At 59.6% G+C, this 22,142-nt stretch carries 17 protein-coding genes; 6 read left to right on the forward strand and 11 right to left on the reverse strand.

Features of this window, described 5'->3' with window-relative positions; all coding sequences use genetic code 11:
- Positions 1–167: 167 nt before the first annotated feature.
- The 4 genes from GSQ80_RS10135 to GSQ80_RS10150 form a co-directional block, all read right to left on the reverse strand.
- Positions 168–965: an enoyl-CoA hydratase/isomerase family protein gene (locus GSQ80_RS10135; protein WP_158787537.1), complete on the reverse strand. Its 798-nt coding sequence runs from the start codon at positions 963–965 to the stop codon at positions 168–170.
- A gap of 10 nt (positions 966–975) precedes the next feature.
- Positions 976–1,848, reverse strand: coding sequence for a hydroxymethylglutaryl-CoA lyase (locus GSQ80_RS10140; protein WP_158787538.1), 873 nt, complete (start codon positions 1,846–1,848; stop codon positions 976–978).
- Between the two features lie 5 nt (positions 1,849–1,853).
- Complete coding sequence (locus tag GSQ80_RS10145; RefSeq protein WP_158787539.1) at positions 1,854–3,044, reverse strand: acyl-CoA dehydrogenase; 1,191 nt, start codon at positions 3,042–3,044, stop codon at positions 1,854–1,856.
- Positions 3,045–3,184: 140 nt separating this feature from the next.
- A complete protein-coding gene (locus GSQ80_RS10150) occupies positions 3,185–4,903 on the reverse strand; it encodes an acyl-CoA carboxylase subunit beta (RefSeq protein WP_158788646.1) in 1,719 nt (572 codons plus the stop codon).
- A gap of 78 nt (positions 4,904–4,981) precedes the next feature.
- On the opposite strand from GSQ80_RS10150, the gene GSQ80_RS10155 reads away from it, so the two are divergent.
- The 4 genes from GSQ80_RS10155 to GSQ80_RS10170 all read left to right on the forward strand — a co-directional run bounded on the left by GSQ80_RS10155 (position 4,982) and on the right by GSQ80_RS10170 (position 9,402).
- Positions 4,982–5,617, forward strand: a complete 636-nt coding sequence (locus tag GSQ80_RS10155) for a hypothetical protein (RefSeq protein WP_158787540.1) — start codon at positions 4,982–4,984, stop codon at positions 5,615–5,617.
- Positions 5,618–5,726: 109 nt separating this feature from the next.
- Positions 5,727–7,115: a tRNA (N6-isopentenyl adenosine(37)-C2)-methylthiotransferase MiaB gene (gene miaB, locus GSQ80_RS10160; RefSeq protein ID WP_158787541.1), complete on the forward strand. Its 1,389-nt coding sequence runs from the start codon at positions 5,727–5,729 to the stop codon at positions 7,113–7,115.
- Positions 7,116–7,167: 52 nt separating this feature from the next.
- Positions 7,168–7,704: a bifunctional nuclease family protein gene (locus GSQ80_RS10165; RefSeq protein WP_158787542.1), complete on the forward strand. Its 537-nt coding sequence runs from the start codon at positions 7,168–7,170 to the stop codon at positions 7,702–7,704.
- Positions 7,705–7,998: 294 nt separating this feature from the next.
- Positions 7,999–9,402 carry a glycosyltransferase family 9 protein gene (locus tag GSQ80_RS10170; RefSeq protein ID WP_158787543.1) on the forward strand — a complete coding sequence of 468 codons (1,404 nt, stop codon included), beginning with the start codon at positions 7,999–8,001 and terminating at the stop codon, positions 9,400–9,402.
- Positions 9,403–9,491: 89 nt separating this feature from the next.
- Here GSQ80_RS10170 and aroA read toward each other — a convergent pair whose 3' ends face one another.
- A complete protein-coding gene (gene aroA, locus GSQ80_RS10175; protein ID WP_158787544.1) occupies positions 9,492–10,799 on the reverse strand; it encodes a 3-phosphoshikimate 1-carboxyvinyltransferase in 1,308 nt (435 codons plus the stop codon).
- Positions 10,800–10,830: 31 nt separating this feature from the next.
- Here aroA and GSQ80_RS10180 point away from each other — a divergent pair, with 31 nt between their 5' ends.
- A complete protein-coding gene (locus tag GSQ80_RS10180) occupies positions 10,831–11,274 on the forward strand; it encodes a hypothetical protein (RefSeq protein WP_158787545.1) in 444 nt (147 codons plus the stop codon).
- A gap of 9 nt (positions 11,275–11,283) precedes the next feature.
- On the opposite strand, the gene hpt is transcribed toward GSQ80_RS10180, so the two are convergent.
- Positions 11,284–11,850: a hypoxanthine phosphoribosyltransferase gene (gene hpt, locus GSQ80_RS10185; RefSeq protein WP_158787546.1), complete on the reverse strand. Its 567-nt coding sequence runs from the start codon at positions 11,848–11,850 to the stop codon at positions 11,284–11,286.
- Between the two features lie 212 nt (positions 11,851–12,062).
- Here hpt and GSQ80_RS10190 point away from each other — a divergent pair, with 212 nt between their 5' ends.
- Complete coding sequence (locus GSQ80_RS10190; RefSeq protein WP_158787547.1) at positions 12,063–12,959, forward strand: prolipoprotein diacylglyceryl transferase; 897 nt, start codon at positions 12,063–12,065, stop codon at positions 12,957–12,959.
- A gap of 519 nt (positions 12,960–13,478) precedes the next feature.
- On the opposite strand, the gene GSQ80_RS10195 is transcribed toward GSQ80_RS10190, so the two are convergent.
- The 5 genes from GSQ80_RS10195 to ileS all read right to left on the reverse strand — a co-directional run bounded on the left by GSQ80_RS10195 (position 13,479) and on the right by ileS (position 22,001).
- Positions 13,479–14,102 carry a M48 family peptidase gene (locus GSQ80_RS10195; RefSeq protein WP_371315727.1) on the reverse strand — a complete coding sequence of 208 codons (624 nt, stop codon included), beginning with the start codon at positions 14,100–14,102 and terminating at the stop codon, positions 13,479–13,481.
- Positions 14,103–14,234: 132 nt separating this feature from the next.
- The gene (locus tag GSQ80_RS10200) at positions 14,235–15,566 is read right to left on the reverse strand and encodes a tetratricopeptide repeat protein (RefSeq protein ID WP_158787548.1); all 1,332 of its coding nucleotides are present in this window, start codon (positions 15,564–15,566) and stop codon (positions 14,235–14,237) included.
- Positions 15,566–18,607 carry an excinuclease ABC subunit UvrA gene (uvrA, locus tag GSQ80_RS10205; RefSeq protein WP_158787549.1) on the reverse strand — a complete coding sequence of 1,014 codons (3,042 nt, stop codon included), beginning with the start codon at positions 18,605–18,607 and terminating at the stop codon, positions 15,566–15,568. Before uvrA ends, GSQ80_RS10200 begins: the two co-directional genes overlap by 1 nt.
- A gap of 5 nt (positions 18,608–18,612) precedes the next feature.
- The gene (lspA, locus tag GSQ80_RS10210; protein WP_158787550.1) at positions 18,613–19,116 is read right to left on the reverse strand and encodes a signal peptidase II; all 504 of its coding nucleotides are present in this window, start codon (positions 19,114–19,116) and stop codon (positions 18,613–18,615) included.
- The gene (ileS, locus tag GSQ80_RS10215) at positions 19,116–22,001 is read right to left on the reverse strand and encodes an isoleucine--tRNA ligase (protein ID WP_158787551.1); all 2,886 of its coding nucleotides are present in this window, start codon (positions 21,999–22,001) and stop codon (positions 19,116–19,118) included. The genes lspA and ileS overlap by 1 nt, the downstream gene beginning before the upstream one ends.
- Positions 22,002–22,142 lie beyond the last annotated feature (141 nt).

Raw genomic sequence — 22,142 nt, forward strand, 5'->3', positions numbered from 1 at the left:
TCACACTCGAGCGCAGCTGAATTCTCTCCAACCCTTGCGCAAATCTGTCATCCTGAGCGCAGCCGAAGGACCCGCCACCCTGCGCGTATTACCACCGCTGTCCATGGTTTCCAACCAGAGATGCCCCGACCACCACGAATAGGCTCGCAACCTGAACCAGCACGCTCTTAAGTGTCGCCGTCCGCGCAGGACGCCCATACCGGCTTCCGCTTCTCCAGAAACGCCGTGACCCCCTCATAAAAATCCTTCGTCTCCCGCGCCCCCGCATTCGCCTCCATCCCCAACTCCACGGCCGCATCCAGCCAAGCCTTACTCTGCGCCGCCAGCAACTTCTTCGTAGCTCGCAACGACTCCGGACTATTCTCGGCCAGCACCCCCGCCAGCGTCGCCACCCGAGCCTCCAACTCCTCAGCTGCCACCACCTCATTCACCAACCCCAACCGATACGCCTCTGCCGCATCAAAAAGTTTCCCCGTCAGCAGCAATCCCCGCGCCTGTTTCTCCCCAATCTGCAGCACCAAATACGCCGACACCAGCGCCGGCACAAACCCGATCCGCGCCTCCGTATATCCAAACTTCGCCGTAGGCACAGCCAGCGTAAAGTCGCAGATCGTCGCCAGCCCCGTCCCTCCCGCGACCGCCGCTCCATGCACCTTGGCAATCGTCGGCTTGGGCAACTCATACAGCGTCCGAAACAACTTCGCCACCCGCTCCGCATCCTCGCGATGTTCCGCCGCGGTCTTGTCCTTCGCCCCTTGGAGAACGCTAAGATCGAGCCCCGAGCAGAACGCCTCGCCCGCAGCTTCCAGCACCACCACGCGGCAATCGCCCGCCGCCGCCTCGTCCATCGCAGCAATCAACTCGTTCTGCATCTGAGGCGTCATCGCATTGCGCCGCTCCGGCCGATTCAGCCGAATCCTGCGCACCCAACCCTCTTGCCCAACCACGATCGTTTCGTATCTCAAATCGTCGCTCCTATACCGCGCGCCCGCCGAAGTCCCGCGCAATCCGCGCACTCTCCCACTCAAGTTCATTCAGTCCTTGAAGTCTCGCCGCCCCCAGCCCCAGCTCTCTCAGCGCCTCCAGCAGCTCATCCGTCGGAAGGTTACCCACCAACTCATCCTGCGCAAACGGACATCCCCCCAGCCCGCCAATCGCCGCATCGAACCGCCGACACCCACCCGCATACGCCGACTTCACGCGGTCCACCGCGAAATCCCGCCGCACATGCAGATGCACCCCCACCTCCAGCTTCTTATGCTCCGCCACCACTTCGCCGACGACCTCCAGCACCTCCAGCGATGTAGCCGCCCCCACCGTATCCGCCAGCGACACCGTCTCAATCCCCATCCCCTCCAGCGTCTTGCAAGCCTCCGTCACCCGCGCCAAACTCCAGTCATCCCCATAAGGATTCCCAAACGCCATCGACACATACGCCACCACGCGCACACCCGCCGGCCGCGCCATCTTCTGTATCGCCTCCAGCGTCTGCAGCGACTCCTTCGGCGTCTGCCGCTGATTCCGCTCCAAAAACGTTGGCGATATCGAATACGGAAACCCCAGCACCCCGACAGCCTCCGTAGCAATCGCGCGCTCCGCCCCCTTCTCGTTCACCACGATCCCAATCACATCCACGCCCGGCACCGGCCCCAACAACCGCAGCACCTCTTCCGAGTCAGCCATCTGCGGCACCGCCCCGGGCGACACGAAACTCACCGCATCGATATGCCGAAACCCCGCGTCCACAAGCTGTCGCAGGTACGCAGCCTTCCTCTCCGCAGGAATATGCCCCGGCAGCGCCTGCCACGCATCCCGCGGGCACTCCACAATCTTCACGCCATCAGCCATGCCTTTTATCCCCGCGAAGGCTGCACCTTCAGAAGCTCGCGCGCAATCACCATCCGTTGAATCTCGCTCGTCCCCTCGCCAATCGTGCACAGCTTCACATCGCGATAGAACTTCTCCGCAGGATAGTCCTTGATAAACCCATATCCCCCAAACAGCTGCACGGCCTCATTACAGATCCTCACCGCAACCTCACTGGCAAACAGCTTCGCCATGGCCGACTCCCGCGTCACCGTCCGCCCGGAATCCTTGAGCACCGCCGCCCTCTGCGTCAACAGCCGCGCCGCATCCAATTCCGTCGCCATATCCGCCAGCTTCCACTGAATCCCCTGGAACTCCGCAATCGCCTTCCCAAACTGTCGCCGCTCCTTCACATACTTCGTAGCCGCATCCAGCGCCCCACGCGCAATCCCCAACGACAGCGCCGCAATCGAAATCCTTCCTCCATCCAGCACACGCATCGAGTCAACAAACCCCTCACCCTCAACCCCCAGCAAATTCTCCGCCGGAATCTCGCAGTCCTCAAAGATCAACTCGCTCGTATCGCTGGCCCGCAGCCCCAACTTGTTTTCTTTTTTCCCCGGCCGAAATCCCTTCGTCCCTTTCTCCACCACAAACGCGGACAGCCCATGCGTCCCCTTGCTCTTATCGGTCACCGCAATCACCACGGCCGTATCCGCATAGCTCCCATTCGTGATGAAAGTCTTGGTCCCATTCAGCACCCACTTGTCGCCCCTGCGCACAGCAGTAGTCCGCGCCCCGCCCGCATCCGATCCAGACCCCGGCTCCGTCAGCCCCCAAGCCCCCAGCCACTCGCCGCTAGCCAGCTTCGGAACATACTTCCGCTTCTGCTCCTCGTTGCCAGCCAGAAAAATATGATTCGTCCCCAGCGAATTATGTGCAGCCACAATGATCCCCACCGACCCATCCACAGCCGACAGCTCTTCAATCGCCAGCACATAATCCACGTACCCCATCCCCGCGCCGCCATACTCCGGCGGAAAGATCACGCCCAACAACCCCATCTGCCCAAGCTTCTTCACCACCGCAGCAGGGAACTCGCTCTTCTCATCCCACTCCGAAACATGCGGAGCAATCTCCCGCGCAGCGAACTGCCGAATCTCCTTCCGCAGCGCCTCCTGGTCCTCCGTCAACACAAACGGATACAACCCCTCCACCGACTCAACCGCAACACTCATACGACCAACTCCTTCGCGCGCAGACTGCGCACAATTCAATAAGATGCCTTAGCAGACGCGTTACACCGCAAATCCGCCAAGCCAGCGAATCATACAGTCCAGCGCTAGCCTCTGTCCTTTGCTCAGTGAGCGAATATCGCCTACGTCTGCAGTACGCCCGGATTAAACTTCGCCACCTCAGGATTCAGCGCGCAAGCCTCCAACGCCGTCATCAATACTTCCCGCGTCTTCGCCGGATCGATAATCGAATCAATCCACAGTCGCGCCGCCCCATACCGAGGATCAGCCTGCGCGTCATACGCATTCTTGATCTCGTGATACACGGCCTTCTTCTCGGCCTCGCTCAACACCTTCCCCCCGCGCTCCATCTGCTTCGCCCGCACCTCCGCCAGCGTCCCGGCAGCCGACGCTCCACTCATCACCGCATACCTCGCCGTTGGCCATGCAAACAGAAACCGAGGATCGTATGCCTTCCCGCACATCGCATAATGTCCCGCCCCAAAACTCCCTCCGACAATCACCGTAATTTTCGGCACGACGCTCGTGCTCACCGCCGACACCATCTTTGCCCCCGCCCGAATAATCCCCGACCACTCCGCATCTTTCCCTACCATGAACCCATTGACGTCATGCAGAAAAATCAGCGGCACCAAATTCTGATTGCAATCCATAATGAACCGCGCCGCCTTCTGCGCAGCCTCGGTATAGATAACCCCACCCACCTCAATCCGTTTCGTCCCGGCCTGCGGCCCCATCGCCACGGTCTGCGTCTGGTTGGTCTTCTGATTCGCGACAATCCCCACCGCGCGCCCACCGATCCGTGCAAACCCACACAGCAGCGTCCGCCCAAAGTCCGCCTTGTACTCATCGAACTCGCTGCGATCGACAATCCGCGCAATCACCTCGCGCATGTCATACACATTGCTAGCCCCGGGCACGGGATTCAGCAACCCATACAACTCCTCCGCCGCAAACCTCGGCGCATCCTTCTGTGCATCGAACGGCCCCACACTAAACGGCCCACCCTTCCGCTCGCCGATCTTGTCCACCAGACTCCGCAGCCGCGCAATACACAAATGATCATTCGGCTCCTTGAAATCCACCGTCCCCGAAATCTCCGCATGCATCGCGGCCCCGCCCAACTCCTCCGCCCCGGTCTTCTGCCCAATCGCCGCCTGCACCAGCGACGGCCCCGCCAGAAACAGCCCCGACCCCTCCGTCATCAGCACCGTATCGGTCATCACCGGCAGGTACGCCCCCCCCGCCACGCACATCCCCATGATCGCTGTAATCTGCGGAATCCCCAGCGAGCTCATCACCGCGTTATTCCGAAACACCCGCCCGAAATCATCCGTATCCGGAAACACATCCTCCTGCAGCGGCAAAAACACGCCCGAAGAATCCACCAAATAAAGCGTAGGAATTCGGTTCTCCAACGCAATCGTCTGCGCCCGCAGCACCTTTTTCGCGGTCATCGGAAAGAACGCCCCCGCCTTCACCGTCGCGTCGTTCGCGACGATCATGCAAAGCCGCCCACTCACCCGTCCCAACCCCGTCACCACCCCAGCCCCCGGCGCCCCGCCATACTCCGAGTACATCCCATACGCCGCCCAAAGCCCCAACTCCAGCAACTCCGTCCCTTCATCCAACAGCAGCGCCAACCGCTCCCGAACCGTCAGCCGCCCCTTCGCCCGCTGAGCCTCCGCCGCCTTAGCCCCACCCCCCAGCCGAATCCCATCCTCCTCCCCGCGCAACGCCGCCAGCAGCGCCACCATCGCCGCACGGTTCTCCCCAAACTTCGCAGCCCCCGCATTCACCTTCGACTCCAACCGATTCTCAGCCTTCAACTCATCCGCCATCATCACCGCCTCAGCCCGCCGAGAATACCATCTCCACCGTCCCCAACGCGAAGCGCCTTCTGGGAGTAGATACAATGAGTGGCGATCCTTCAACTTGAGCGACCTCCCGTGAATTTCCAAGACAACTACGCTGGCATGAGTGACGATGAGCTTCTAATGACTGCTGCCAGCCGTGCTCATCTGGTGCCGGAAGCTGCACACTTGCTGGATTCTGAGATGGCCCGGCGTGGGCTCAGCTACCAAGAGGCCCACGCAAAGAAGAGGGACGTAGCTCGGCTTGAAATTCAAGAAGCGAGAAAACATCGCTCATCGAGGAAGGGCTCGAAATATTTTGTTGCGAAGGCGAATGGATGGATGCTGCTGTTGGTGGCAGTTGGCTCTCCTCTTTTGGTTATAGGGTTGATGGGCTTCCATCTCGTCCCGGAAGAATGGTTCTTCCCCATACTTTCCGTCTGCATCGGGGCTCTTATTGCCATTGCAGCCGTTCAGCCTTGGTTGAGGAAAACGTCAGGTTTCTGGATTTCGCTCGTTGTTTCCTGCGCCGTGCAGTCCATTGTGGGCTACTGGCTCAGCGTGCACCTCGCGCCACAAACGAGGGGCGAAGTTAAGGGAGTCGGGGTTCTCACTATCGTTCCGGGGTACCTGGTGGGAGTACTGTTATTTCTTCTCTTACAGAAGCTGGACATGGGGAAAGGCCCCCAACCGAATCCCTAGCAGCGCGATTACGATGGCATGTGCACTTCGACGTTGAGCCCGTCGTGCACGCAGGATTTATACTAGTATTTGCGAAGAACTCTCCCCGCAAAGGCTCCCGCCCACCCCTATGAAGACCTTCTACATCGAAACCTTCGGCTGCCAGATGAACGCCCACGACTCCGAAAAAGTCGTCGGCACCCTCCTCAACGAGGGCTACACCCAAACATCCGACGAAGCCGACGCCGGCCTCATCCTCTACAACACCTGCTCCATCCGCGATAAGGCCGAGCAAAAAGTCTTCCACCGTCTCAACGAGTACAAAAAGCTCCACGGAGAAGGGAAGCGCTTCGCCGTCATCGGCTGCGTAGCCCAGCAAGAGGGCACGAAAATTTTCGACCGCGCCCCCTACGTCTCCATCGTCGCGGGCTCGTCCTCCTACCGCAATCTTCCCGACATGCTGGCCCGCCTCGAAGCCGGAGAGACCCGCATCACCGGCCTCGACGACCGCCAGACCGACGAGACCTTCGACACCGAGTTCACCGCCCGCACCAACCCTCACCGCGGCTACATCACCATCATTGAAGGCTGCGACAAGTTCTGTGCGTACTGCGTAGTCCCTTATACCCGTGGAAAGGAACGCAGCCGCACCTCCGCCTCCGTCCTCGCCGAAGCACAGCGCATCGCCCAGTCCGGCTTCACCGAAATCCAGCTCCTCGGCCAGAACGTCAACAGCTACCACGACCCCAGCGGCAAGCGCACCTTCGCCGAGCTCCTGGCCGCCGTAGGCGAAGTGAACGGCATCCAGCGCGTCCGCTTTACGACATCCCACCCGCGCGACTTCACCCGCGATATCGTCGACGTAATCGACGCGGTCCCCACCCTCTGCGACCACGTCCATCTCCCCGTCCAATCCGGCAGCACCGCCGTCCTCAAGGCCATGCAGCGCGACTACACGCGCGACTGGTACCTCGAGCGCATTGCCTGGACCAAGGCCGCCAAGCGCGACATCTCCCTCACCTCCGACATCATCGTCGGCTTCCCCGGCGAGACCGACCGCGACTTCGAAGACACTATCACCCTCCTCGAAGAAGTAGGCTACGACGCCATCTACGGCTTCAAGTATTCGCCCCGTCCCAACACCCCGGCGATCCACATGGAAGACTCCATCCCCGAAGAAATAAAGGTGCAGCGCCTAGCCATCCTCAACGCCCGCCAGCGCGAAATCCAGCGCACCAACTACGCCCGCCACCTAAACCAAATCATGCCCATCATGGTCGAGCACGGCGCCAACTCCAGAGGCCAGATCACCGGCCGCAGCACCCAAAACAAAACCGTCAACTTCAGCTGCGATTCCGTTCCTGCAATCGGCAGCTACGTAGACGTCCGCATCACCCAGATCTTTCCCAGCTCCCTGGTAGGCGAAGCGATCTCCCAACCCACCACCCCCTCGCCCGCCGCCATAGCCCAGGCCGCCCTCAACGCCAGAGTCAACCCACAGCCAGCCGAAGCAGTCTGACAAGCAACTGAGAACTGAGAACCCCACAGCCTTCAGCGTTACACTAAACCCCATGCATCTCCCCGGCTTCAAACCCGAACCCGAAGATCTCCCGGCCCCCGAACCCGAAGTAGAAGTTCGCATCCGCGGCCTCATGATGGACCCCTCCACCAAGATGCCGATCGTGGTCCTCAACGATCTCGCCGGCGAAATCGTTCTCCCCATCTGGGTAGGCCTCTTCGAAGCCAACGCCATCGCTCTCGAAATCGAGAAGGCCACAACGGTCCGTCCCATGACCCACGACCTCCTCCGCAACGTCATCGACGGCCTCAACGCCCGCGTCACCCGCGTAGTCGTCGGCGATCTTCGCGAGGACACCTTCCACGCCACCATCTGGATGGACCAGAACGGCGAAGTCGTAGCCCTAGACGCACGCCCCTCCGACGCCATCGCGCTAGCCCTCCGCTCCGACTGCCCCATCTTCGTCTCGCAGCAAGTCTACGAGCATGCCCGCAAGGCCTCCAACGGCAACACCACCCTAAGCCCCGAAGACCTCCGCCGCTGGCTAGAAAGCCTCAACGACGACGAAATGGGCCGCTACAAAATGTAGTCGCATGGGTTGTATAACGTGTAGTTAGCCCCAATGATTTGTCATCCTTCGCCGCAGGCGGAGGATCCGCTTCTGCAGCCCATACCCTGTCATCCTGAGCGGACCCTGAACGCAGTGAAGGGGGAGCCGAAGGACCCCGAAGAGTTCTCGCTTACCCATACCGCGAGCCCTTTTGTGCACGATCTCTCGCAGTGTGGTTGCTCTTGCATTTCTTTCTGTCATTCCCTCTGGGAATCTGCTTCTTCCTTCGCATTTGCTCTTACCCACGCGTTGCTCCACCTTACCTGGAAGCTGTTGAATGATAAGTGCCCACTGCGCGTGGGGCGGGCGTTCACACGCCTTGTTACGGCTTCGCGTGGACCTCCCGTTGGTCGGGAAGAAGATATCGTTCGCGACCAACGGAAGCGCCCCGCCGAAGGCCTCTGCCCGCAACGAAGTTGCCGCCCCGCGCGCAGCGGGCCCGTCCGGCAGGACACCGGTATTGACTCCTCAAAAAATACGGCGCACGACCCCAACCCACGCCGTCCGCGAGGGACTTGCTATCCTGAACCCATCGCTTCCGCGCTCAAATCCGCCGCCCTCATCAACCTCGCCATCTTCGAGCGCCTCCTCCACCCCCGCCAGCCCGACCTCCCCGACATCACCAACTTCCTCATCCTCCAATACCCCCTCGCGCTCGGCACAGCGATCCACGCAACGCCCCTCATCGCCGCCATCCACGCAACCATCCCCGGCGCAAGAGTAGCCGCCGCAGCCAGCGGCTTCGCGCTAGAAATCCTCCGCAACAACCCCGGCCTCGAAACCCTCGTCCCTACCCCCAGCCCCCTCCGCGAACTCCTTCCCGCCGCCAATGCGATCCGCCGCGCCAACCCCTTCGGCCGCGAGCGCTACGCCGTCCTCCTCACCGCCGGCAACGAGCGCTCCCGCGTCATCCTCTCCGCCCTCCTCGCCGGAGCCCCCACCCGCGTAGGCTTCACCCTCCTCCCCGAACTAACCGCCGCCCATTTAAACTTCGACCCACGCCTAAGCCAGATCGCCAACAACCTCCGCATCCTCGAACTCCTCGGCCACGGCCCCGCCCTCCTCGACCAACTCCAGTCCAACCCCAGCCTCATCGAGCCGCAAGTCTTCCCCTCACCCGACGACGTAGCCACCGCCCACCAACTCCTCCGCGAGCAGGGAATCGACGAGTCCAAACCCATCGCCGTCTTCATCACCCAGACCAGCCCCACGCAGCGCAAGTCCTGGCGCGAAGACCGCTTCCGCGCCGTAGCCGAAACCCTCCACCGCACCCAAGCCATGCAAATCGTCTTCGCCGGCACCGCCTCCGAAAGCCCCGCCATCGAAGCCCTCCGCGCCGGCCTCAGCTTTCCCACCGCCAGCGTAGCCGGCCAAACCTCGCTCCTGGAACTCTCCGCAATCCTCGGCCTGGCCGACATCGCCCTCACGCTAGACACCGGCCCGATGCACCTGGCCCGCGCGATGCGTCTCCCCATGGTCATCATCGCGCCCGCCTGGTCCCCCGCGGTCGAGTGGCTCCCCCTCAACAACCCCCGCGCCCGCATCCTCAAAAACCTCGACCTACCCACCGCCCCAGCCGACTACATCATCGACGAAGTCACCGTCCCCGAAGTAGAGCAGCACCTCACGGAGCTCCTAACCCTCTACCCACCCCGCACCTTCACCCACCGCACCTGAAGATTCACCACCGCAACCGTGGCGAAACTTGGCGCTCTTCTTTGCGTCCTTTGCGTCAAAGCCCTTCCAGCCCTCGCCGTCCGCACACTCTACCGCATCGCCAGCTCATCCAACCAAACAAAAAACTCCGGAAACGAAATCGCCGCCGCCTCCGCCCCCCGAATCTCCGTCTCCCCCTCAGCCCTTAGCGCCGCAATCGCAAACGCCATCGTAATCCGGTGGTCCATCCCCGAATCGATCACCCCGCCCCGCAGCACCTGCCCCCCAGGAATATCCATCCCATCCTCATGCTCCACCACCTCCGCGCCCATCGCGCGCAGGTTCTTCACCACCAGCGCAATGCGGTCGCTCTCCTTCACCCGCAACTCCTTCGCATCGCGAATCCGCACGCCCCCCACGGTATAAGGAGCAATCGCCGCAATCACCGGCAGCTCGTCAATCAACTGAGCAGCTCTCTCTCCGCCAATGTCGATCCCCGCCAACACCCGTCCGCGATTCACCTGGATCGTCCCCGCCATCTCGCCATGCGTCTCCGCTACGTCGAGCACCTTGATCACCCCGCCCATCGCCGAAATCACATCCAGCATCGCCGCCCGCGTAGGATTTATCCCCAACGAGTCCAGCACCAGATTCGAATCCTCAAACAGCAGCGCCGCACAAAGAAAGAACGCCGCCGACGACATATCCCCCGGCACGGTCGCGTCAATCGCCTTGAGCTTCTGTCCCCCCGCAATCCGCAGCCGCCCATCCACCCGCTCCAACTCCGCGCCAAACGCCCTCAGCGCATGTTCCGAGTGATCCCGCGTCCGCACGCTCTCCGCAATCGACGTCACCCCTTCGGCCTGCAGCCCCGCAAACAAAACCGCCGTCTTCACCTGCGCGCTCGCAATCGGCGCTTCAAAATCAATCCCCCGCAGCTTCCCGCCATGCACCGTCATCGGCGCATGACCGTCCGTCAAATCCATCCGCGCCCCCATCAACTCCAGCGGCTTCCGAATCCTCTCCATCGGCCGCACCGTCAACGACTCATCCCCCACAAACGTAAACGTCCCTTTCTGCGCCGCCACCAACCCAGCCAGCATCCGCATGGTCGACCCGGAATTCCCACAATCCAAATCACCCTTTGGCGACCGCAGCACTCCCCCCGTGCCCGTAACCTCAATCGTCTTCCCGACAGTCTCCATCTTAGCGCCCATCGCCTTCATACAACCCAGCGAACTAAGCGGATCAGCGCCCGTAGAAAAATTCGTAAGCCGCGAAGTCCCCACGGCAAACCCCGCCAGCATCGCATACCGATGCGAGATCGACTTATCGCCAGGCAACATCACCGACCCACGAAACCCCCGCGCCGGCGAAACAATCACACTAGAAGACGAAGCATGCACAACAGAACTCATGCAGCAATTTTAACCTTGATATGCTATTCCGATGTCGATCCACCCTTCATTAGCCGTCCTCGGTTGCTACAAGCCAGATATTTCACTTGATACATGGCAAGAACAATGGGAGGTCACAGCTTCCGACGACGACACCAAAGAGCACTTCGATGGCCTCATCCTTCTAGAACTCTTGGCCGAAAACCTCGATGACCGTTTTAACTTCGATGACTTTGGTCAAGCGCATCTGAGCGGGGATCCGAACCGAGCCATGGCGCCTTATGATGAGGGCCTGCTTTCGCTTGACGGTGAATCGCTCATAAGCAGGGAAATGGGCTGCGTTACCGGTCCCGGTCCAGCTCGCTTCGCTTTCTACCTTCATTACTACGACCCAGCCAGGCCACTCAACTGGAGCTATGGTGAGTTCCTCGCGCCGCCGGTCCAGCCTGCTCCCGTGAGGCTGAGCATGCTAATGCCCTACACCACTTGCTCGTGATCCCCGCCCTTAATGTCCCGCCGGAGGATTATCCGGATACAGCCGAATATCCGGAACCCCGCGATACCGCTCCGCATAATCCATCCCATACCCAATCACAAACGCGTTCGGAATCTTGAAGCACGCATAGTCCGCCTCAATGGGCACCAGCCGCCGCGATGGCTTATCCAAACATGTAGCAATCTTCAACGAAGCCGGCTTATGCTGCAGCATCAATCCGCGCAGATAGCTCAGCGTCAATCCGGTGTCGAGAATATCCTCCACCAAAATCACATGCCGCCCCTCAATCGGGTTATCAATATCCTTGATCAGCTTCACCGCGCCACTCGACACGCGCGCGCGCCCATAGCTCGACACCGCCACAAAATCAAATGTGTTGTCCACCTTGATCGCCCGAGCCAAATCCGCCAGAAAAATCGCCGCGCCTTTCAGCACGCCAATCAGCACAATCGACTGACCCTTGTACTCCGCGGAGATCTGTTCTCCGACTGCCTGAACACGCTCAGCAATCTGCTCTTTCGACAGCAGAACTTCCATAACATCGGGCGAAACAAACTCAGGAACAGTCGAGACCATGCCGTTAGACTACGCGAAAATCACGCCTAGAAAAAACTCTCATTCCGCTCTCCCCATTGAGGAAATCGCGGCCCCAATCGCCGCTGTCCCGGACCTGCCTCCGCGGGTGCACCATTCATGGCGCGGTTTTATGCGGCAGGAGTGGAACCAAGGCTGTCAACTTGCCGTTACCCTACCCTCGCCGTCCGCGCAGGACCTATACTTAAACCTGCATGTATCCCTATTTAAATCTCGGTTTTGCTCATGTTGGAACCTTTGGCCTGATGCTCTGGCTCGCCGCCGTCTGCGGCACCGTCGTCCTGCACAAAAATCTCGTCCGCAACGGCTCTGACGCCGACGCCCTCAGCATCGTTACCATGGTTGTGCTCGCCGGCATCGTTGGCGCCAAGCTCTGGCACGAACTCCAAAGTATTCCCGACATGGCGGCCGCCTGGCGCGACATCATCGCTCCCGGCATCCACCACCCCACCGAGGTCCTCTTCAACTTCCTGCACTGGTTCCAGGCCGGCTTCGCCTGGTACGGTGGCCTGCTCGCCGGCGTCGCCATGCTCATGTACCAAGGCGTCCTAGCCAAGCCCAACGGCCTCACCGGCAGTCGCGCCGCCCTCCGCATGCTCGACTTCGCCGCCCCCGCCGCTGCCGTCGGCTATGGCGTCGGCCGCATCGGCTGCCTGCTCTCCGGCGACGGCGACTACGGCATCAACACCACCCTCCCCTGGGGCGTCCACATGATGCACGGTCTCACCGAATATACCCGCGCCCTCGTCCTCCCCAACCCTCCCACGGCGGCCGTCCAACCCACTCCAGTCTATGAACTCCTCTTCGCCCTGGCCGTCGCCGGGTGGCTGTGGAAGCGCGCCTCCAAGCCCCTCCCCCTCGGCTTCCTGACAGGCGAATACCTCGTCCTCAGCGGCATCGGCCGCTTCCTCGTAGAATTCGTCCGCATTAACCCCCGCATCTACTTCGGCCACACCATGTCGAACGCCCAGGTAGCCGCCCTCGGCAGCGTCCTCTTCGGAGCAGCCATGATGTTCCTAACCCGCCGCAACGAAGCGGTCGTCTCCCAGCCCCTCCCTAAAACCCCCAAGGACGTCCCTGCCACCGCCTAGCCGCCCCGTCCCCACGCGCTAGCCTCATCTCAAATTCCGTCATCCTGACCCTGACCTCGCCGAAGGGGAAGGACCCCTGTAGTTTCTGTTGCTGTTGCTTTGCTCTTGTTGTTGCCTTTGCATTTCTAGTTGTCATTCCGAGCGCAGCGAGCGAACCTGCTTTCTCCCGTTCTAGCCCTTCCGACCATCCGCCGCGACCTCCGCCCCCAAAAGCTGTCAAGCCCCCTAACGACTGAAAACCGCCAAACCCCATATCAACATTGGCGATAAATCTTTTCAAAACCTGGCATAGTTACCCCTACCAACTTGCTACACTGGAAGTAGAGATCAAAGCCAGACGCTGCACCGGCAATCGCCGTTGCAGCTTTCACATTTAAGCCCCTAACTCCAATGGAGAGAAGATCATACGCATAACTCTTTTAGACTGAATCGTTTGAAAGCAACTCACACTGACCAACCCGCACATTCTAAACGACTTCGCTAAGCAAAAGTGAAAGTAGGGGGAGGGGGGTCCGAGGCCTATAGCCGCCTAAGGAATGCCTTAGCCAGCTCCAGTTCCGGGAACAGCCGCTCCTCCGCCTGGAACTCCCGCGAGTGCACGCACCGCCGCCCGGCCCGCACCCGCACCGGATGCTTCAGGTGCAGCATCTCGTGATAAAGCAGGTACTCGATCGCATACCGCGGCGTCCCCGGCCGATCAAACACCCGGCTAACAACGATCGTGTTGTGGGCCGCGTCATAATGTCCCAACATGCGCTTCGCCACATGCGCGCTCCAGGTCAACACGGGCCGCCCCAGCAGCCCATGGAAGAATCGCCGATTGACCGCCTCGAACACCTCGTCGAGATCGTACAAATGCCCCTGCGGCGAGCTCAGCACCTTCCGTCCACGCATCTGCCGCATCCGCTCGGCCTGGCTCGACACAGCCTCAGAACGCGTATACCGCCGATAGCGATCCGCATAAATGGGCGCCACTGGCTTGCGATACAACTTGGCCAGAAGGATATGAGCGATGGCCTGGTGAATAGTTGAGGGAGCATGCTCGAGCAGATCAGAGAGCCGAACGATCAGCTTTCCATCGCGCAAACGGATGGTCGTGTTCAAGCTGGTGAATCGCCGGAACTTCACCTCGAGCGCCGGCATCGGAGCCCGTGGACGAAGCTCACGATACTCCTGCTCAAACAGTTGGAGTATCTCAGGCGAAACAGTTGGAAGAGCAATACGCGGCACGCTTAGCTCAGCCTACCATGCAGCGCGCGGAGGATTTCTTCTCGCCTACTGCACATGTTGCAACGCAATAATTCGGTGCTGAGCCTCAAAGGTCTGGTCGGGAAACTTGTCGCCGGCGATCGCGAGGAACGCTTTGTACGCTGCGACTGCCTGCTTGTTCTGGTGCAACTTGTCGTGCGCCGTAGCCTGCAGGAACAGGGAAGTCGGAGAGTTCGGCAACACCGTCGATCGTGCATCGAGCGCCCCCAGGCTAGTCTGCGGATCGTTGTTCTTCGAAGCCGCAAACGCCAGGTGACCTTCCGCCTCGCCCCAGGCTTGGTCGTCATGGAACGCAGCCCGCAGCTTCACAGCTTTGACAAACGTAGCCTCTGCCTCCGCATCCTTGCCCTGCTTTACCTGCGCACTGCCCAGCGCATCCAACAACATCGGATCATTCGGCCTCGAAACCAGCATCTCCGTATATAACTTCTCGGCTTCCACATTGTCGCCGTTCACGTACTCGAGTTGCGCCAGCAGTCGCGTCATATCCAGATCAGCCGCAATCTTCGCGTCCGAAGCCCGCAACTGCACCAGCAGAGGAATCGCTTCCGCAGCTTTGCCTTCCGCCGCGTATAGCGAAGCCGCCTGTGCCACCAGCCGCACATCGTTCGGATGCTCCTTCAGCGCCGGCGTGAGCACCGTATCGGCATCCGCCAGCTTGCCCGCGTGTTGCAGCGCGTGCGCCAGTCCGGCGGTCGCATCGAGATCGCCCGGCATCAACTTCAGCGCTCGCCGATACGCAGGAATGGCGTCCTCCGAGTCGCCTGATCGATCGGCCAACTCCGCGCCCATCAGTACATCATCAGGAGTCTCAGGGGTCAGCTTCAGCGCCGCCAGCAACTCCTCGCGCGCTGCGTCCGGGTTGCTGGTCTCATCCAGGTGAGCCAGAGCGCGCAACGCTCGTCCGCGCAACTCCGGAGGTGCTGTTGGAATCATCGCCGCATCAGTCAGCTGCTTATGCGCCGCCTCAACCTGTCCTGAGCGAGCGTCCAGCAATCCTAGCGCAACTCTCGGCTCAGCAAACTCTGGAATCGCCGCGATGGCCGCAGCATACGCTTTCGCTGCATCAGCCTCTTCGCCGTTGCGCTCTTCGGCAAATCCGAGATCGTACTGCACGCGCCCATCCTTAGGATTGGCCGCAGCCAGCACCTTCAACTTGGCTTCGGCGCCCTTGTAGTCCTGCTTCTCGAGCGCACTTTCCGCCTCGCTGATCTGTGCGCTCGCTGCATTCTGCTGCGTGTGGTCATCCACACTATGCGTGCCCGGAGGAAGCTGCTGTGCAATTCCAGCGCTCGCCGCAACGGAAAACACGGCCGTGAAGAGTTTGCAACGGTTCATCACGCGACCTCCCTCGTGCGCTGCGACCCGGCATTCAGCACCTTCCCCAGCCAATGGCCTGTGTGCGACGCCTTCACCTTCGCGATCTCCTCGGGAGTTCCTGTCGCCACTACCTGTCCGCCTCCGGATCCGCCTTCGGGTCCCATATCAATTACCCAATCCGCACACTTGATCACGTCCAGGTTGTGCTCGATCACCAACAGCGAACCGCCGCCATCGATCAGCTTGTGGAACACCGCCAGCAGCTTCGCTACATCCTCGAAGTGCAGCCCCGTCGTCGGCTCATCCAGGATGTACAGTACTCGGCTCGCAGCCCGCTTCGCCTCACCCCGAATTCCGCCAGCGCCGCCCGAGGATCCCGATCGCGCCGCTGCCAGGTGTTGCGCCAGCTTGACACGCTGAGCCTCTCCACCACTCAACGTCGTCGCACTCTGCCCCAGCCGCACATACCCAAGCCCGACCTCATCCAGTACCGCCAGCTTATCGACGATCTTCGGATGCCCAGCAAAATAGACCAGTGCTTCGCGCACTGTCAGTCCAAGCACTTCGTGAATATTCTTGCCCTTGTACTTCACCTCAAGGATGGACGTTTTATAACGCGTTCCGTTGCACTCCTCACACGGAAGTTCCACATCGGCAAGGAACTGCATCTCCACCGTCACCGTTCCGTCGCCCTCGCATACATCGCACCTTCCACCCGGAACGTTGAACGAGAACGATCCAGCCGTGAGGTTCTTCCGCCGAGCATCCGGCTGCGCCGCAAACAGTTCCCGAATAGCATCGAAGGCCTTGATATAAGTCACAGGATTGGACCGCGGTGTCCGTCCAATCGGCGATTGGTCCACCAGCACCACGTCGTTCAGATACTGCGACCCGGAAAGCTCCCGATAGAGATTCACCGTCTCCCGTTCGCCAGCTTCATCCTGTCCCAGCGCCTGCATCAGCGCCCGATAAAGCACCTGGTGCACGAGCGTAGACTTACCCGATCCCGAAACGCCGGTCACGCAGCACAGCAGTCCAAGTGGAATCTCGACGTCCACGCCCCGCAGGTTATGGATCCTAGCCCCGCGCAACACAAGCTTCTCCCGCCCCGGCTCCAGGCGATGCTTCGGCACCGCAATACTCGCCCGGCCACTGAGATATCGCCCTGTCAGCGAAGCAGGGTTCTCCCGTACCTCGTCCACCGTCCCAGACGCCAACAAGTGACCGCCCAACTCACCAGCCCCGGGCCCGAGGTCCAACAAGTGATCTGCTGCCCGAATCACATCCGGATCGTGCTCCACAACCAGGATGGTATTTCCCAAGTCGCGCAACTCCTCCATGATCGTGATCAGCTTGGCCGTATCACGCGTGTGCAATCCAATCGAAGGCTCGTCGAGCACATACAGTGCTCCGACCAGGCGCGAACCAAGGCTAGCGGCAAGCTGGATCCGTTGCGACTCGCCTCCACTCAGCGTTGAGCTCAATCGGTCTAATGTGAGGTATTCCAGTCCGACCTGCTGCAGGAAGCGCACCCGCTGTCGCACCTCCTCGAGCACCTTGCCCGCTATCTCCTGCTGTGATGGGTTCAGGCTCAAGGAATCAAGAAAGTCTTGCGCCTCTGTAATCGTGAGCGCGCAAACATCGCAGATATTTTTACCGGCCAGAAGCACTGCGCGAGCCTCGGCTCGCAATCTTTGTCCACGACAGTCGGGACACGTCGCATACCCGCGATACTTCGAAAGAAACACGCGGACATGTAGCTTGTATTTCTTTCGTTCCAGTTCTGCGAAGAAACCGCGAACTCCCGCCCAACTCCCTCGACCCTCTTCGATGAAGCGTTGTTGCGGCTCGGTAAGGTCGAACCAAGGCACATCGATCGGAACGCCTTCCGCCTTGGCTGCCCGCTTCATCTCGCCGTGCCACGCACGATATTTTGTCTTCGTCCACGGATCAATAGCACCTTCATCCAGCGTCTTGGAACGATTCGGAATGATGAGATTGGGATCGAAATCAATGGTGTTGCCAAAACCCTGGCAACGCGGACATGCACCGAACGGGTTATTGAAACTGAATAACCGTGGCTCCGGCTCACGGTACGCGCGATGACAGTCAGAGCATTCGAAGGCCGACGAAAAGCGCAAAGACTCTGTCGTTTCTGTTTCTTCCCTGGGAAGAGTGCGAAGCACAATCTCTCCCGCTTCGCGATAGCCGGTCTCAATCGCATCGACGAGTCGCCCGCGTATCTCCGCCGAAAGCGCCAGCCTGTCGATCAGGACATAGATCGGTCTATCGGCAACTGCGCCGAAGTCTAATTCGAGCAAAGATTCCGGTGCCGAAAACTCAACAATCTTTCCCGCGCCACCGTTCTCATCTGCCTGCCAAAGCCGGTTATAGCCCCGCCTGCGCAACTCGCCAAGTCTTTCCTTCAGAGGCTCGCTTAAATCTGTTGCGACAATCACCCCAGACTTCTTGCCCGTCTTTGCGGTCTTCTTCGCAGCCTTCTTCGGAGCAGTGGCCACTTCTACTGAAGGGTCGACCGCAGGCCCCTTCAATGCCTCCAGTTTGACCTCTCTTCGTACAATCGGAAACAAGGCATACGCGCGCGTTCCTTCCGGCAGCGCGAGTACGCGCACGACAATATCATCGACCGTGTCGCGCCGGACGATGCCTCCACAATGCAGGCAGGTGACCGTTCCACAGCGAGCAAACAGCAGACGCAAATAATCGAAGATCTCTGTGGCTGTGGCTACGGTTGAACGTGGATTGCGCGTCTGATTCTTCTGCTTGATGGCAATGGCAGGCGCCAAGCCGTCCATTAGATCCACATCTGGCTTCTCGATACGTTCCAGAAACTGCCGAGCGTAGGCCGACAAGCTTTCGACATAGCGGCGCTGGCCCTCTGCATAGACCGTATCGAACGCCAGCGACGATTTACCAGAACCGGATACCCCGCTCACCACCGTGAGCGCATTATGCGGAATGTCCACATCGATGTTCTTCAAATTGTGCGTCCGCGCACCGCGAATCGTAATCTGATCGTTCGCGCTATCGGTCCCCATACGGCTTATGCACTCCTTTGTGGTCGCAACATCTCAAGGAGTAGCAGACAGGCTCCCACCACAATTGCCGAGTCTGCCACGTTGAAGTCTGGCCAGTGATAGTGGACGATATGTACCTCAAGGAAGTCGACCACGTAAGCGAATCGCATGCGATCGTATAAGTTTCCAACAGCTCCGCCGAGGATCAATGCGAGTGCTACAGATGTGAGGCTCAAAGCGCGGCCCATCTTCCAGATGAGCACGAGCACTACGACAACGGCAAAAATAGAAAATCCGATCAATACATTGCGTACCAAGTTGGGCGACGTGCTGCCCTCAAACATGCTGAAGGCCGCTCCAGTATTGAGTACGTGGGTAAGTCGAAAGACGTTAGGAATGAGTACAATCGCGTGGCCCGGCTGTATATGCGCGATGATCCAAAGCTTGGTTGCGCGATCAAGACCAACAACCAGTGCGGCAATTGCCAACAGGAGCCATCGCAGATCGCGCGACGGAGAAGCAGTCGACATTACGCAGCCTCCCCTGTCAACGACGGGAAGCCAATTGCATTCAGCGCTTCTGCGCAACGAGAGCATACCGTCATCCATCGAGGGTCCGCGCCGACGTCCGGGACGACCCGCCAGCAACGTTCGCACTTTGCACCATCCGCGACCTCTGCCTCGATCAGAACAGCGGCCTCCTGCTTGGTATCGCCGACAAGTTGCACAGTGGCCTGTGAGACGTTGAAGAACTCCGCCAAGGCGTTCTCATACTTCTTCAACACCAGCGCTTCGGCAGAACCTTCGGCCGCAATGACATGCACGCTGGCGTCCAGAGACTTGCCAATCGACTTTGACAATCGGAGCGCTTCCAGTTCAACCATCACGAGCTGGCGGATGTTCGCCAACTGTTGCCACTCTGCTTCAAGACTTGCCATTCTGCCGGGGATTACGTCCAGAACACTGGGGAACAGTGCCAGATGAACGCTTGGCAACCGGCCTTCAACCTTTGGCAGATACTGCCAAACTTCATCCGCCGTGAAGGACAAAATCGGTGCGATCAATCGTGTCATAGCCTCTGCTATGCGCCAGATCGCAGTCTGCGCGCTGCGTCTTGCCAGGCTCTTCGGAGCGAACGTGTACAACCTATCTTTTACAACGTCCAGGTAGAGCGCACTCAGATCCGAATTTGTGAACTCATTCAGCGCTTGATAGGCGCGGTGAAACTCGAACTCGTCATACGCTGCACGAATGGAAGCATCAAGTTCGGCAGTTCGAGCCAGGATGTACTGGTCAAGCGGCAGCATCTCTGACCACGAGATCACATCCGTTGCCGGATCAAAGTCCGAAAGATTGCTCAGCAGAAACCGCAGGGTGTTGCGCAGCTTACGGTAGTTGTCGCTGACGCGCTGCATCAGGTTTTCGCTCGCCGCTACATCTTCGCGGAAGTCCACACTCGCAACCCAAAGCCGGATGATCTCGGCACCCAGGCGGTTTGCGACGTCGACAGGATCAACGCCATTCCCCAAAGACTTCGAGAAGGCTCGGCCCTGTTCGTCCAGCGTCCAGCCGCTCGTTGCGACCATCCTGTAGGGAGCAGCGTCGCGGATACCGACGGAGCTCAGCAGGGAAGAGTGGAACCATCCTCGATGTTGGTCCCCACCCTCGGTATAGAGATCTGCCGGCCAGTGAAGCTCGGGCTCTACATCGAGCACTGCATGCCAGCTTGCGCCACTCTCGAACCATACGTCGAGGATGTCCATCTCTTTACGAAACTGCATGACGCTTCCACAAGCCTTGCAAGTCGTACCAGCAGGCAGGAGCGCCTGTGGCTCGTACTTGTACCAGGCATCGGCGCCTTCTTTCGCGAAGATTTCAACGACGCTCTTATTGATCGCTTCATCGTTGAGAGGTTCATGACATTTCTCGCAAAGAAAGACTGCGATCGGAACTCCCCAGATGCGTTGCCGGGAGATACACCAGTCAGGCCTGGTTGCAATCATGTTGGAGATGCGCTCTTCTCCCCATGCCGGATCCCAGGTCACGCGCTTGATCTCTTCCAGCGCCCGTTCGCGGAAGGTCGCGTTCGGCTCTTCCGCTTTAGGGGAAAGCACCGGTGTTTCCATCGAGATGAACCATTGCTCGGTGGCTCGAAAGATCAGTGGCTTGTGGCAGCGCCAGCAGTGCGGATACTTGTGCTCGAGGTTGTGGCGCCCCATCAGCGCACCCTTCACAGCAAGCAGTGCTTCGATGGGCGCATTCGCCTTGAAGACATACAAACCGTCGTACTCGGGCAACCCGTTACGTAACTTGCCCTGAGCGTCTACGTCACAGGTCAAAGGCAGTTCGTAGCGAAGTCCCGTAGCGAAATCATCAGGTCCATGGGCCGGAGCGGTGTGGACCGCACCCGTCCCCTGATCCGTCGTCACATAGTCCGCGGTGACCCCGAGAATCCCGCGCTCCAGAAACGGATGTGCGAAAGTAGCGCGGTCCAGCCTGGACCCAGGAAAGGTTGCAATCACCGTCGCATTTTTCAGATCCCCAACCAGATCGCAAGCCTCGCGAACCTGCTCAAGTAGCGCCTCGGCAACAATATAGACGTCATTGCCATTCTGTAGCGCTGCATACTGAATCTCCGGGTTGAAGGCCACCGCCATCGATGCCGGCAACGTCCAAGGAGTGGTCGTCCAGATGATTGTCCAGACATTTTTGTCACACAGCTTGGAATCGATCTTTTCCGGCGGACTGGTCAACTTGTATCGAACGTAGACGCTCGGAGACGTGTGCATCTCGTATTCCACTTCGGCTTCTGCCAGCGCTGTATGGTCATGGGAGCACCAGTAGACAGGCTTCAGTCCCTTGTAAACAAAGCCCTTCTCGTAAAATCCGTAAAAGGTCTCGAGGATCTGCGCCTCATAAGGAAAGTCCATCGTCGCGTAGGGTTTCTCCCACCGACCGAGGATCCCGAGCCTTTTGAACTGGGAGCGCTGCAGGTCGACAAATTTCGCTGCATACTCCCTGCACGCCTTCCGGACCGCGATAGGATCCATCTCTAACTTTTTGCCGCCAAGCTTCTCATCGACCTTGATTTCGATTGGCAGTCCGTGGCAATCCCAACCCGGCACGTAGGGAGCGTCGAAGCCAGCCATGGTCTTCGTCTTCACAACAAAGTCTTTGATGCACTTGTTCAAGGCGTGACCTAGGTGAATTGCCCCGTTGGCGTAAGGCGGCCCATCATGCAGAATGTACTTTGGTGCCCCGGTACGGGCCTTGCGAATCTGGTCGTAAAGGTCCGCCTCATCCCACTGTGCCAGCCGAACAGGCTCATTCTGGGGTAAATTCGCTTTCATTGCAAAATCAGTTTTCGGGAGGTTTAACGTCCCTTTGAGGCTCTTCTTCTTGTCATCATCAGACATCAACATCTCCAGGTTCGTGCGGCCAACAAAGGATTCCGCTTACAACTGAACAAACTTCTATTGTAAAGGCCCATGAAGCTGCGCCGCCCGGTTCCGCCCACGGCACCCTTTGAATAAATGCCGGTTAGCTACTTTTCCGCG

This window comes from Granulicella sp. L46 (assembly GCF_009765785.1).
In the GTDB taxonomy this organism is placed as follows: Bacteria; Acidobacteriota; Terriglobia; order Terriglobales; family Acidobacteriaceae; genus Granulicella.